This is a genomic window from Telluria sp. BA11, from assembly GCF_056680305.1.
On the sequence record NZ_CM155275.1, the window covers coordinates 3,617,033 to 3,629,896 of the forward strand.

At 65.7% G+C, this 12,864-nt stretch carries 12 protein-coding genes; 7 read left to right on the plus strand and 5 right to left on the minus strand.

Annotated elements, in window-relative coordinates:
* The first annotated feature begins 49 nt into the window (after positions 1 to 49).
* A complete protein-coding gene (gene glpK / locus AC1MGT_RS15990) occupies positions 50 to 1,543 on the plus strand; it encodes a glycerol kinase GlpK (protein ID WP_499500995.1) in 1,494 nt (497 codons plus the stop codon).
* Here the strand turns inward: glpK and AC1MGT_RS15995 are convergent.
* On the minus strand, positions 1,540 to 1,776 hold the full coding sequence (locus AC1MGT_RS15995; RefSeq protein WP_499504363.1) for a hypothetical protein: 237 nt from the start codon (positions 1,774 to 1,776) through the stop codon (positions 1,540 to 1,542). The two genes, glpK and AC1MGT_RS15995, sit on opposite strands and share 4 nt — an antisense overlap.
* Between AC1MGT_RS15995 and AC1MGT_RS16000 the strand changes: the two genes are divergently transcribed.
* From AC1MGT_RS16000 to AC1MGT_RS16015, 4 genes are read left to right on the plus strand one after another with little or no spacing between them, the layout of a single operon-like run.
* Complete coding sequence (locus AC1MGT_RS16000; protein ID WP_499504299.1) at positions 1,724 to 2,233, plus strand: Csu type fimbrial protein; 510 nt, start codon at positions 1,724 to 1,726, stop codon at positions 2,231 to 2,233. The two genes, AC1MGT_RS15995 and AC1MGT_RS16000, sit on opposite strands and share 53 nt — an antisense overlap.
* Positions 2,234 to 2,245: 12 nt before the next feature.
* On the plus strand, positions 2,246 to 2,983 hold the full coding sequence (locus AC1MGT_RS16005) for a fimbrial biogenesis chaperone (protein WP_499500996.1): 738 nt from the start codon (positions 2,246 to 2,248) through the stop codon (positions 2,981 to 2,983).
* Positions 2,984 to 2,997: 14 nt separating this feature from the next.
* Complete coding sequence (locus AC1MGT_RS16010; RefSeq protein WP_499500997.1) at positions 2,998 to 5,457, plus strand: fimbria/pilus outer membrane usher protein; 2,460 nt, start codon at positions 2,998 to 3,000, stop codon at positions 5,455 to 5,457.
* Positions 5,458 to 5,461: 4 nt separating this feature from the next.
* Positions 5,462 to 6,469: a Csu type fimbrial protein gene (locus AC1MGT_RS16015; protein WP_499500998.1), complete on the plus strand. Its 1,008-nt coding sequence runs from the start codon at positions 5,462 to 5,464 to the stop codon at positions 6,467 to 6,469.
* On the opposite strand, the gene AC1MGT_RS16020 is transcribed toward AC1MGT_RS16015, so the two are convergent.
* Entirely contained in the window at positions 6,433 to 8,772 is a 2,340-nt protein-coding gene (locus AC1MGT_RS16020) for a putative bifunctional diguanylate cyclase/phosphodiesterase (RefSeq protein ID WP_499500999.1), read from the minus strand. The genes AC1MGT_RS16015 and AC1MGT_RS16020 overlap by 37 nt on opposite strands.
* Before the next feature lie 255 nt (positions 8,773 to 9,027).
* On the opposite strand from AC1MGT_RS16020, the gene AC1MGT_RS16025 reads away from it, so the two are divergent.
* Both AC1MGT_RS16025 and AC1MGT_RS16030 read left to right on the plus strand, forming a co-directional pair.
* The gene (locus AC1MGT_RS16025; protein ID WP_499501000.1) at positions 9,028 to 10,587 is read left to right on the plus strand and encodes a sensor domain-containing diguanylate cyclase; all 1,560 of its coding nucleotides are present in this window, start codon (positions 9,028 to 9,030) and stop codon (positions 10,585 to 10,587) included.
* Positions 10,588 to 10,746: 159 nt separating this feature from the next.
* Positions 10,747 to 11,154 (plus strand): response regulator, encoded by a 408-nt coding sequence (locus tag AC1MGT_RS16030; protein WP_499501001.1) that lies wholly within the window; start codon positions 10,747 to 10,749, stop codon positions 11,152 to 11,154.
* A gap of 32 nt (positions 11,155 to 11,186) precedes the next feature.
* Here the strand turns inward: AC1MGT_RS16030 and udk are convergent, their stop codons facing one another.
* From udk to AC1MGT_RS16045, 3 genes are all read right to left on the minus strand, one after another.
* Entirely contained in the window at positions 11,187 to 11,828 is a 642-nt protein-coding gene (udk, locus tag AC1MGT_RS16035; RefSeq protein WP_499501002.1) for a uridine kinase, read from the minus strand.
* A 96-nt stretch (positions 11,829 to 11,924) separates the two neighbouring features.
* Entirely contained in the window at positions 11,925 to 12,182 is a 258-nt protein-coding gene (locus tag AC1MGT_RS16040; RefSeq protein WP_499501003.1) for a hypothetical protein, read from the minus strand.
* A gap of 283 nt (positions 12,183 to 12,465) precedes the next feature.
* Entirely contained in the window at positions 12,466 to 12,855 is a 390-nt protein-coding gene (locus tag AC1MGT_RS16045) for a response regulator transcription factor (RefSeq protein WP_499501004.1), read from the minus strand.
* Positions 12,856 to 12,864 lie beyond the last annotated feature (9 nt).

Sequence of the window (12,864 nt, forward strand, 5' to 3'; positions counted from 1 at the left end):
GACGCGCACCGCTCGGTGCGCGTTTTCCCCGGTCGTTCCGGAGACCGCATTGACCCACTACATCCTCGCCCTCGACCAGGGCACCACCAGTTCGCGTGCGATCGTGTTCGACGATGCCGGCGTGGCCGTGGCCAGCTGCCAGCGTGAATTTCCCCAGCATTTCCCGCAGCCCGGCTGGGTCGAGCACGATCCGGCGGACATCTGGGCCAGCCAGCTTGCCTGCGCGCGCGCCGCGCTGACCGACAGCGGCGTTGACCCTGCGCGCATTGCCGCGATCGGCATCGCCAACCAGCGTGAAACGACGCTCCTGTGGGACCGCGTTACCGGTGAACCCGTGGCCAATGCCATCGTCTGGCAAGACCGGCGCACGGCCGGCGCCTGCGACCGGCTGCGCGAAGCGGGCAGGGCCACCATGATCGCTGAACTGACAGGCCTGGAACTGGACGCGTATTTTTCAGCCACCAAGCTGCAATGGTTGCTCGACCACGTCCCGGGCGCCCGCAAGCGGGCCGAGCGGGGCGAGCTGGCCTTCGGCACCGTCGACAGCTATCTGGTGTACCGCCTGTGCGGGCGTCACGTGACCGATACCAGCAACGCGGCGCGCACGATGCTGTTCAACATCCATACGCTGGCCTGGGATGACGCCTTGCTGGCGCTGTTCGACATCCCGCGCGCGGTACTGCCCGAGATCGTGCCCAGCAGCGGCCTGGTGAGGCATGCCGCCGCCGAGTGGTTTGGCCACCCGATCCCGATTGCCGGCATTGCCGGCGACCAGCAGGCAGCCACGTTCGGCCAGGCGTGCCATCGCAAGGGCATGGTCAAGAATACCTACGGCACCGGGTGCTTCATGCTGATGCATGCCGGCGCCACCGCACCGGTATCGCATCACCGCCTGCTGTCGACCGTCGGCTGGACGCTCGACGGGCGCAGTGATTACCTGCTCGAAGGCAGCGTCTTCATGGGTGGGGCGACGGTGCAGTGGTTGCGCGATGGCCTGGGCATCATCCGCCAGTCACGCGAGGTCGAGGCGCTGTCCACGAGCGTGCCCGACAGTGGCGGCGTGATGCTGGTGCCGGCGTTCACCGGCCTGGGTGCGCCGCACTGGGATCCGTATGCCCGCGCCACCATCCTCGGCATGACGCGCGGCACGACTGCCGCCCACATCGCGCGCGCCGCGCTCGAGGCGATTGCCTATCAGAGCGCCGAACTCCTGACGGCCATGCAGAAGGACGCCGCCTGCGCCGTTACCGAACTGCGCGCCGATGGCGGGGCGGCGCGCAACGACCTGCTGATGCAATTCCAGCCCGACCTGCTCGGCATCCCCGTGGTGCGCCCGCGCGTGACCGAAACGACGGCGCTGGGCGCCGCCTGGCTTGCCGGCCTGGCGTGTGGCGTCTGGGAGTCGCCCGCAGCACTCGAACACCAGTGGCAGGTCGATACCTGTTTCGAGCCCCGCATGGAGGACGAGCGCCGCGCGACGCTGATGGCGCGCTGGGGACGGGCAGTTGCGCATGCACGGTCATGGGCTGAACCCCAGGATTAAATCCGCTGCTGGATGACAACGATACAACGAGTGTTGCAAAAAACCAGCAAAGTGCGCAGATTCGGCAGAATTGAAAAAAGCGCTTTGATTCCACGCGGAAACACATGTATCATATTTTCTGAGTTGAGCAAGACGATGCGCGTCGCGGTGACAGCGCCCTTGAATCTGGAGAATATGATGATGAGCACTTCGAAACGTATCCGTGTCATGGCTGCTGTCCTGGCTGCTGTCATGCCTTTCACCACGGGCGCCGCGGTGTATTCCAAGAGCAAGACCAGCACCTTTGACGTCACGATGCGCGTCGTGGCCGACTGCACCATCGCTGCCAACGGCATCGACTTCGGCCAGACCGGCGTGATCACCTCGGCGATCACGGGTTCGTCGAACATCAATGTGACCTGCACCAACACCACCCCCTACAATGTGGGCCTGGACGCCGGCACCGGCGCCGGTTCGGCCGGCACCACGCGCTTTTTGAGCGGTACCGGCGCAAACGCCGACACCGTTGCCGTCAACCTGTACCGCACTGCGGGTTCGGGCCTGTGGGGCAATACCCAGGGCACCGACACGCTGGCCGGCACCGGTACCGGCACTGCGCAGACGCTGACCGTGTACGGTGAAATCCCGGTCCAGAAGGCGCCGACGCCGGACAACTACAAATCGACGATCACCGCGACCATCTACTTCTGATCGGAATCGTGCATGCGGGGTTTCTTCTCCATCGTGCTGGCAGCGGCACTGTTATCCGGTACGGCGGCGCATGGCGCCAACCTGCAGATTTCACCGGTGTCGATCAGCTTCCAGCCCGGCCAGAATGCGGCCGGCATCCAGTTGCAGAACAATGGCGACACGCCGCTGTACGGCCAGGTCCGGGTATATGCCTGGGACCAGCGTGACGGCATCGACGCCTTGACCCCGACCACGCAGCTCGTGGCCAGTCCGCCGATCATCGAGATCGCGGGCAAGAGTGCCCAGACGATCCGCCTCGTGCGCCGCGCCGGCACCCCAGTCGGTAACCCGTCGGCCCCTGGCGGCGGCGAACAGACCTACCGCATCCTGATCGATGAACTGCCGCGTGGCGACCCCCAGCAGGGCAATGTCGCGATCCGCCTGCAGTATTCGGTCCCGGCCTTCGTGCTGCCGAGCGATACGCAAGCTGCCCCGCAGCTCGAATGGAGCACCTTCCAGCGCGCCGGCGCCTGGTACCTGCGCGCCCGCAATACCGGCGCGCTGCATGCGCAGATCGGCGCCACCAGCGTGACGGTCGGCAGCCGCGACGTCGTGCTCAGCAAAGGCTTGCTGGGTTACGCGCTGCCGGGCCGCACGCGCGAATGGGCCTTGCCCGCCGACGTCGCCGCTGCACTGCCGGCGCCGCTCGCCATCGACACCAACGTCAACGCCAAGCCGCAGTCCGCCAAGGCGGCCGTCGCGCGCGACTGACGACCGGGGCAGCCATGCACACGCGCCACCGGGCGTGGCGGGCCCTGAGGTCGTCGTCCCTGTCCACCTGCCTGCTGGCCTTGAGCGTCACCCCCATCGCGGCAGCGGCCGCCATGGTTGCCGCCGCGCCGGCGTCGGCGTCGCTGGCCGCGCTCGAGGCGCAGGCCGGCCTGGTTGCCGCCCAACCCACCGAACTGTATCTGGACGTCTCGATCGATGGTCAGCCCACGGGCCTGCTTGTCTCCGTGATCCAGCAGGACGCCAGCCTGCGCATGACGGTCGAGAGCCTGCGCGAACTGGGCCTGGACCCGGCGCGCTTCGGCGTGGCCGACCGCACGGATTTTCTGCTCGACGAGATCGACGGCATGACCTGGCGCTACGACAGCGCCACCCAGACGCTGGCGCTGACCCTGTCGGATCGCCTGCGCGTGGCGCGCGTGATCAGTGCGCGCACGGTGCGCGCCAGCGGCGCCGGCCAGGCCAGCCGCGGCATGCTGCTGAACTACAACGTGTTCGCCCAGAGCAGCGGCGGTTCGGTGGCCAGCAATCTCGACCTGCGTTATTTTGACCCGCACGGCAGCTTGACCAGCACCGGCGCGGCGATCCTGCGCGGCGAAGAGCGCGGCTACACGCGTTACGACACCACCTGGACTTACGCCAACCAGGATCGCTTGACCACCGTGCAACTGGGCGACACCGTCACCCCCGCGCTGAGCTGGTCACGCGCGCTGCGCCTGGGCGGCATCGAGTGGCGCCGCAACTTCGAGCTGCGCCCGGACCTGGTGACCTATCCGGTGGCCTCGATTGCCGGTTCGGCCGTCGTGCCCACGAGCGTGGACCTGTTCGTCAACAACGTGCGCCAGTTCAGCACCAGCGTGCCCACTGGCCCGTTCGTGGTCGACCAGGTGGCGGGCCTGAACGGCGCCGGCCAGGCCACCGTCATCACGCGCGATGCGCTGGGGCGCGAAGTGGCCACCACGCTGCCGCTGTATGTCGATACCCGCCTGTTGGCGCACGGCCTGACCGATTTCGCCGTCTCCCTTGGCGCGCTGCGGCGCGACTACGGCGTGGCATCGTTCCGCTACGGCGGCCCGGCGGCAGTGGGCTCGGTGCGCCACGGCTGGACCGACCGCCTGACGCTGGAAGGGCATGCCGAGGCCGGCAGCGGCCAGGTCCTGCTGGGCGGCGGTGTGCTCGCGCGCGTACCCGGCGCCGGCGTGGCCAGCGGCGCACTGGCGGCCAGTGCCGGCCGTTATCGGGGCTGGCAAGCCACGCTTGGGTACCAGTACGTGTCGCCACGCTTCGCGCTCGACCTGCAATCGATCCGCGCGAGCGCCGGCTTCGGCGACCTGGGCACGCTCGAAGGCACGCCGGTACCGCGCGCGCTCGACCGGGCCAGCATCAGCACCGCGTTCGGCGGCAACAGCTTCAGCATGAACCTGATTCAGCTGCGCACGCCACTGGTGGCAGGCGTCGCGCCGGTGCTCGATCCGTTTGGCAACCCGTTGAGCAGGCTGGCCGGGCTGGCCCCAGCCTTGTCCGCGAGCCCGGCCCTGGTGACGCGCACCGTGTCGCTGGCCTGGTCGCGCAGCGTCGGCCTGCGCGGCTACTTCAGCCTGGGCGCGTTCCAGGATCTCGAGCGGCGTGCCGAACGGGGCATCACGGCCACCTTCAGCATGGCCTTCGATTCGCGCGTGGCCGTCAACGCCAATGCGGGGCGTCAGCGCGGTGAGCAGGTGGCGTCGGTGTCGATGGGGCGCGCGCCGGACTTCGACGGTGGCCTTGGCTGGGCCGTCCAGGCAGGCAAGACCGGGGCGCAGCGCTACGACCAGGCCCAGGTGCAATACCTGGGCGCGCACGGCCGCGCGATCGTGTCGACGCAGCGCGTGGGCGAGAGCCGCAACACGAGCCTGGATGTCAGCGGCGCCATCGTTGCGATGGATGGCGCGCTGATCACGGCGCGCAATGTCGGACGTGGTTTTGCGCTCGTCTCGAGCGGCGCGCCCGACCTGCCGGTGCTGCAGGACAATCGTCCGATCGGCCGCACCGACCGCAACGGGCGCCTCCTGGTGCCCGACCTGCAACCGTACGCCGCCAGCCGGATCGCGATCGACCCGTCGTCGCTGCCTTCCGATACCCGCATCCCGCACACGGTCCTCGAGATCGTGCCGCGCCAGAATGCCGGCGTGGTGGCGCGCTTCGCGATCGAACGCTACGCGGCCGCAACGCTCACGCTGGTGCGCGCCGATGGCACGGTGCCCGACGTCGGCACGCTGGCGCGCCTGGACGGCAGCGAATCGACGGCGATGGTCGGGTACGATGGCGTGCTGTTCATCGAAGGCTTGCGCGCGCAGAACCGCGTGCGCGTCGGCAGCGGCAAGGACGGGTGCGAAGTGCGTTTTGACTACAAGCCGGTGGCGGGCGAACTGCCCGTGATCGGACCGCTGGTTTGCCAGCCCCTGCAAGGAGAATGACCAAATGACCGCAATCTGCCGCCCACTCGCGTCACGCCTGTGCCGCCTGATCCTGCCGACTGCCCTGCTGTGGTTGCTGGCCGCCACTGCGGCGCGCGCCGACAATTGCGTGGCCACGATGACCGATGTCGACTTCGGTGTCGTCAGCCCCATTGCGGGCAGCGATGTCACGGCCAGCGGCACGCTGAACGTGACCTGCTACTGGACCATCGGGACCAACGCGCTGCTGCTGCCGGCGGCGAATGTCTGCGTCAACCTGGGCGTGGGCCCGGGCGGCGGCACGGGCGCCCCGCGCTACCTGCTCAACGGCAGCAACCGCCTGTCGTATAACCTCTACACCGACAGCTCGTACACGGCGGCCAAGATCTGGGGCAGCACCGCCAGCACCATCGGCGCCAGGCCGGTCACCGCAACGCTGGCGGGCTTGCTCGGATTGGGCGGGGTGACGCGCAGCTTCACCGTGTACGGCAAGATTCCGGCGGCGAGCCTGGTGGGCGTGGCCACGGTCGGCAATGCCGACACAGTGTATGGCGCCAGCTTCGCCGGCCACGGCACCGTACAGTACGGCTTCGGCAGCGTGCCGTGCACGGGCGGGGCCAGCGCTGCGTTCTCGTTCCAGGCGCGCGCTACGGCGGTCAATAATTGCCTGATCAGCACCAGCAACCTGGCCTTTGCCAGCGGCAGCCCGATCACCGACCAGCGCATCAGCGCGCCGCTGAGCGTGGCCTGCACGGCCAACAGCACGTACCAGATCGCGCTGAACGGCGGCGTGTCGAACAATCCGGGTGCGCGCACGATGAAGAACAGTGTGACCGGGGAAACGTTGACCTACCGGATCTCGGCCACGCCCGACGGCCAGGCCTGGGGCGACGGACAGGCCGGCACCATGGTCTACAGCGGCACCGGTACCGGCAGCGCGCAGAACGTCATGATGTACGGGATCGTGCCAAGTCAGCGCGCCCCGACGCCGGGCGACTACCGCGACACGGTGACGGTGTTGCTGATGTTCTGATGGTGTGACGGGAGGGCGGCTTCGAGTTGGCTGATCAGTTCGCCTAGCGGCATCGGGCGGGAGAACAGGAAGCCCTGCATGCAGGGTTTGCCGTGCGATGCGAGAAACTGCGCCTGCTCGCGGGTTTCGATGCCTTCGGCGACGACGCGCAGGCCAAGCTGGCCGGCCATGGCGAGGATGGACTTGACCAGTGCCGTGCCATTGACGTCGTGCGGCATGTCGCGCATGAAGCCCTTGTCGATCTTCAGTTCGTACAATGGCATTTTCTGCAGGTAGGCCAGGCTCGAGTAGCCGGTGCCGAAGTCGTCGATCGAGAACCGGATGCCCAGCTCGGCCAGCACATGCATTCGGGCGACGGTTGCCTCCATGTTCTCGACCAGCAGGCCCTCCGTCAGTTCGAAGATCAGCTGGGTGGCGGGCACGCCCGTTTCGGCGAGAATCGAGCGCACCACGTCGACGAAGTCGGCTTGCTGGAACTGGCGCGGGCTGACGTTGACCGACAGCGGCAGTGCGTGGCCGGCGCGGGACAGGTGCAGCCAGGACAGGCATGCCTGCCGCAGTACCCAGGTTCCCAGCGGTACGATCAAACCTGTTTTTTCGGCGATCGGAATGAACACGTCGGGTGGCACCAGTATGCCGTCGGCACGGCGCCAGCGCAGCAGCGATTCCGCACCGATCGGTTGGCCATCGGGGCTGACCTGCAGCTGCAGGTGCAACGCGAACTCGTCGTTGTCGAGGGCATTGCCCAGGTCGCGTTCGAGCATCAGCGTATTTTCGGCGGCGGCCAGCATGGTCGTCTCGAACAGGGCGGCGCCGTTGCGCCCCGCAGCCTTGGCGTGGTACATGGCCGTATCGGCTTCGCGCAGCAGGTCCTGGGCGGTCTGCTCCGGCCGGGTGGGCAGCGAAATGCCCACGCTCCCTGACGACTGGTAAACCTGGCCATCGATCTCGATCGGCCGGCGCAGGGCGGTGCCGACGCGCTCGGCCAATGCTACCGCGGCGGCGGTGGCGGCGGTGGCGTCGTCGCCAAGATGCTCGGCCAGCACGACGAATTCGTCGCCGCCGAGACGTGCCACGGTATCGCGCCGGTGGACGGTCTCGCGCAGGATGCCGGCCACGTGTTTCAGCAGGGCGTCCCCGGTCGCATGGCCGCGCGCATCGTTGACGCTCTTGAAGTTGTCGAGGTCGAGATACAGCACGGCCCCGATGCCGTCGCCACGCTGGGCCCTGTCGACCAGGGTGCTGAGGCGCTCCATCAGCAGTCGCCGGTTCGGCAATTCGGTCAGCACGTCGTAGAACGCCAGCTTGCGGATCGATTCGGCAGACTGTCGCTTTTCGGTGATGTCGCGGCCGACGGCCACCCAGTGCGTGATCGGGCCGCCTTCGCCGGCGAACGGCACGATATCGACTTCCACCCAGCGCGGTTCGCCTGCTTTCGTGTAGTTGACCAGTTGCCCCGATGCGGGCTCGTAACGCGCCATCGCATCCGACAGGGCAGCAACGGTTTCGGTGCTGGTTTCCGGGCCGTGCAGCGCGTGCAGGCTTTGCCCGATGATTTCGTCGATGCGATAACCGCTGTGGCGCTCGAACGCCGCGTTCGCAAAGATGATCGGCTGGTGCGAGGTTTTTCCGGGAATTGCCTGGACGATCAGCACCATGTCGTGCAGGCCCGCCAGCGCTGCCGAGGTCAGTCGCCGTTCCTGATTGACAACGCGCAATGTGGTGCGCTCCTGCTCGAGGGACGTGGAAACGGCGTCCGCCTTGTTCAGCGAACGCGACAAGCCCTTGAGTACGCTGCCCGCCGTCAGCGTGCCCAGCGTGCCGACACATGCATAGTTGAGCGCGAAGAGCAGCGTGCCCACGGGCGAGTCGCGCGCGAGGTCGCCCATGGTCAGCTGGCTGTAGCCGGCCAGGCCCAGAGCAATCATGGCCAGGGCGCCAGCCCCGATCGTGGCATACGCCGCGCGCTGTCCCAGCAGGATCACGGCGATGACGGGTATCGCGAGAAGGTAGCAAAGGCCGACTGCACCAACGGAGACGATTGAACCGACGGCAACGAAAAACAGCATGGCCAGGAAGTTGACGACGCGGGTCGTGTGCGACCAGCGGTCGAAGCGCCAGATCGCCAGGATCCACGCCAGTGCGAGCGTGTCCATCAGGGCGACTTGCGGATAGCCCTGGTACGCGGCAACCAGGGCGCTGGGCACGGCCACGACCAGCGCCAGCACGAGCACTGCCGACATCAGCCTGGCGAAGGCGCGCACGCGCCACCGGAAGAGATCCCGATTGATTCTATGAGGCATCCAGGCTGTCCAATATTATAACGATCATCATAAAAATTACCATCGGGAAACATTCTATCAGTTTGTATCGGATCACGCCGTTCGATCCGGCTTTGTTGCACGTGCGCGTCCAGCGCTGCGAGTTCCCATGCTCGCCGTTCCTGCGCTGTTTCTAAGCGATGAACAGAGCGTGAGTTGGCGTTCTCCTCGGCAAACCGGTTTTAGCGCTAACTATTATGCTGTCGGGAAACTATTTCACCGTTGTATTCCGTCGACATGCCACCTTCCACCGATCTGAACCTGCTCCGCCTGCAACATCTCGACGAACGGCGCAGACCGCTGGTCGTGCGGTCGATTATCCTCATGGCGGGCTTTTGCCTGTTGCTGATCGGCCTGCATGGGTGGAGCTTGTGGGCATCGCGCCAGGGTGAACTGGACCAGACGGCAATCAGCACCGAAAACATGGCGCGCGCGCTGGCGTCACATGCCGAGCGCTCGTTGACCGTGGCCGACTCGGTACTGGCAGAGATGGTCGAGCGGGTCGAACAGTCAGCAACGCAGCCGCTGGACATACCGCGCCTGCATGCACGGATGGCGCGCATCACGCGCACCAGCGAAGAGGTGCGCGAGTTGTATATCTACGGCGCCGACGGCGAGCGGCTGGCGACCTCGCTGCCATCGGTGCTGCCGGGGAATAATATGGACCGCGAGTATTTTCGTTATCACATGACGCATACCGACCTGGGGACGCGCATCGGCAAGCCGATCTTCAGCCGCTCGACCGGCATCCAGACGATTCCCGTGTCGCGCCGGATCAACCGTCCCGATGGCAGTTTCGGCGGCGTCGCAATGGCATCGCTCAATCTCGATTACTTCGGCAAGTTCTACGACAGCTTCGATGTCGGGCGCACCGGCACGATCATCCTGGCCGTCGATGACGGGACACTGCTCTACCGCCGCCCGTTCAACGCCGCGATGGTGGGAACGAGCATCAGGAATGGTCCCGTGTTCCAGACCTATTCCAAATCGGGCCCCGTCGGCACGGCGATGATGACCTCCAGGATCGATGGCGTCGAGCGCCTGTACAGCTACCGCCACCTGGACGGCTTTCCGCTGCTGGTGGCCACGGCCCAGGCGAAGGATGAAATCCTGGATGGCTGGTGGATGGCAGTGATCAAGATGAGCTGCGTGGTCGTGTTCGCCGTGTGCATGCTCGGCTGGGGCGGGCACCGCATGATCAGCCAGTTGCGCTTGCGCGAAGCGCTGGAATCGGAGTTGCGCGCGGCGCGCAGCGCGCTCGAACTGCACAATGTATCGCTGCGTCACCTGGCCGACGCCGACGCCCTGACCGGACTGGCCAACCGGCGCCGCTTCGACGAAGTGCTGGCCGTCGAATACGAGCGGGGGCGCAGGAGCGGGCTGCCGTTTTCGCTGATCCTGCTCGATGTCGACCACTTCAAGAAATTCAACGACTGTTATGGCCATGTCGCGGGCGACGACTGCCTGCGCCGCGTCGCCGGAGCGATTGCCTCGGGGCCACGGCGGCCGAGCGACCTGACCGCGCGCTACGGCGGTGAAGAATTCGCCATCATCCTGCCCGATACCGACAGCGACGGCGCCTGCGCGGTGGCCGAGAACATCCGGTCCGCCGTGCAGGCGCTCGACCTGGCGCATGAAGGAAGTTCATACGGCCATGTCACGGTCAGTCTCGGGGTCCATACCTGCAACCAGGCCGATGGCACGTGCGCGGCGCCGCTGGCCGCCATCGAAGCTGCTGACCGCCTGTTGTATCAGGCGAAGATGGACGGGCGCAATCGCCTGGTCGCCGGTCCGTAGCAGCGGCCGGCAGCGTGGGGCTGAACGATTGCCTCACATTGTCGGGACATCCGCCGGACATGCCACAACGCCACGCTGGTTGCTCGTCTATACTGTATTGATGACGCCGACAACCAGAAGTACATCTCCACAGCGATTTACCTGAAGCCAGACTGTGCAATGACCAAGACAGACAATGCTGCCAAAAAAGTCATCCTGGTGGTCGAAGACCTTCCGTTCGACGCCGAATTCACACTGCAGGCGCTGGAAAAATTCGAAGGCAGGTTCGATGTCGATGTCGCGCGCGACGGTTGGGATGCGCTGGTCCTGATGAAGCAACGTCATTTCGACCTCATCCTGATGGACCTGAAGATGCCCCGGATGGATGGGTTCGAGACGATGATCCTGATGCGGGGCTACCAGCTGCAGTACGAGGTGCCGTTGATCATCCTGACCAACTCGGATCTCGACGCCGACCGCGAGCGTGCCCGCACGCTCGGCGCCGTCGACTATGTCCACAAGTCGGGCGACCTGGCCCGGTTCAGATCCGCGCTGCAGGCCGCCGTCGAAAAGCACATGCGCGCCTGAATTGCTCGTGCGCGCCGCGAGCCGCGCTGTAGTCAGGGCCGCTTTGACCGGCCGATGATGCTCGCGACCTTGGTGGTGATCATGTCGACCGCCGGGCCGTTTGCGCCATGGGGCAGGATCACGTCGGCATTGCGCTTGGTGGGTTCGATGAACTGCTTGTGCATCGGCCGTACCGTGTCCAGGTACTGGCTGACGATGCTCTCCAATGAGCGGCCGCGTTCGGCAATATCGCGCTGCATGCGGCGGATGAAGCGCACGTCGGACGCCGTATCGACAAAGATCTTCAGCGACATCATGTCGCGCAGATCGGCGTCGTACAGCGCAAACAGCCCTTCGACGACGATGACGGGCGCCGGCTTGACGGGGATGGTCTTGTCCGAGCGGTTGTCGATCGTAAAATCGTACTCGGGCATCGCGATTGCCTCGCCATTGCGCAGGGCCTGGACGTGCTGGATCAGCAGCGGCCAGTCGAACGCGTGCGGATGATCGTAGTTCTGCTTGCGGCGCACTTCAGGGGGCAGGTCGGACTGGTCGCGGTAGTAATCGTCCTGCATCACGATCGAGACCATGTCGGCACCGAACGACGCCAGTACCTGCTGGGAGACCGTGGACTTGCCACTGCCGCTGCCACCGGCGACCCCGATGACGAACGGCATAAAAGGAATGGAATTCATCCCTGCATGATACCGGAGAGGCGCGCAGGCCGACAGGGCAGGCCAGGCAATGACCTGGCTCTGACCTTGCTCTGACCTTGCTCGATTGTCAGTGCGTCAGAAGTAGACGGTGACGCGGCCGGCGTCGGGGCCGGCACTGCGCAGCGATGGCGCCGCCGGGGCGTCGAGGAGATACGGTGTAGCCGGGCTGGCGCACTGCACTTGCACGGCGGCGCCGGCACTGATCGAACAGGTGGCCACGATCGTCAGGCGCGCTTCGAAGCTTGCCGACACCACGCGTGCATCCGCACCGACCGGCAAGGTCAAGGTGGCGGTGGCCAGCAGAGCAGCAAGGAAACGGAGGGAGCGCGACATGCTTTGTGTTCGGGGCAAATAGCCGGTAGATGATCGATGAAGACCATCATAGCCACTTTGGCAGCGGCGTGCGCGAACGCAGTGCGGGACAGTGCGAGAAGGGGATGTAGCGGTATTTCGGGTTTGACGGTATTTACTTGCCGGTTCAACCGGATGTGTCGCGCAGGTCGCGCACTGGACGGCTGAAAATTGCGATAAAGATAAACACAGTTGTCGGTTTTGCGGCTTTATAGCAAATTAGAGAATAGTCTCTAAAAGCAATATTAGTTTCATTTAGGAAATATTAAGCCGTGTTTTCAGGCAAATTCGCCAGCAATCCCGATACCGCGTCGATCAGTTCGATCGGGCTGAACGGCTTGACGATGTACAGATCGGCGCCGGCGGCCATGCCGGCTGCGACATCGCTTTGCTGGCCGCAGGCCGACAGCAGCACGATCTTGACGCCGGCGTTGGCGGGATCCTGCCGCAGGCGCGCGCAGACGTCCAGGCCGCTCTCGCCGGGGCCGAGCCAGATATCGAGCATGACGACGTCGGGCCGCTCGGCCGCAAACCGCGCGAGCGCCTGTTCGGCGTTGGCCGCTTCGACAATGCGGCCCAGAGCTTGCAGGCTCAGCGAAATCAGCAGGCGCAGTTCGTCCTGGTCATCGACGACAAGAATGGTGTTAGCGGGCATTGCCGTGCT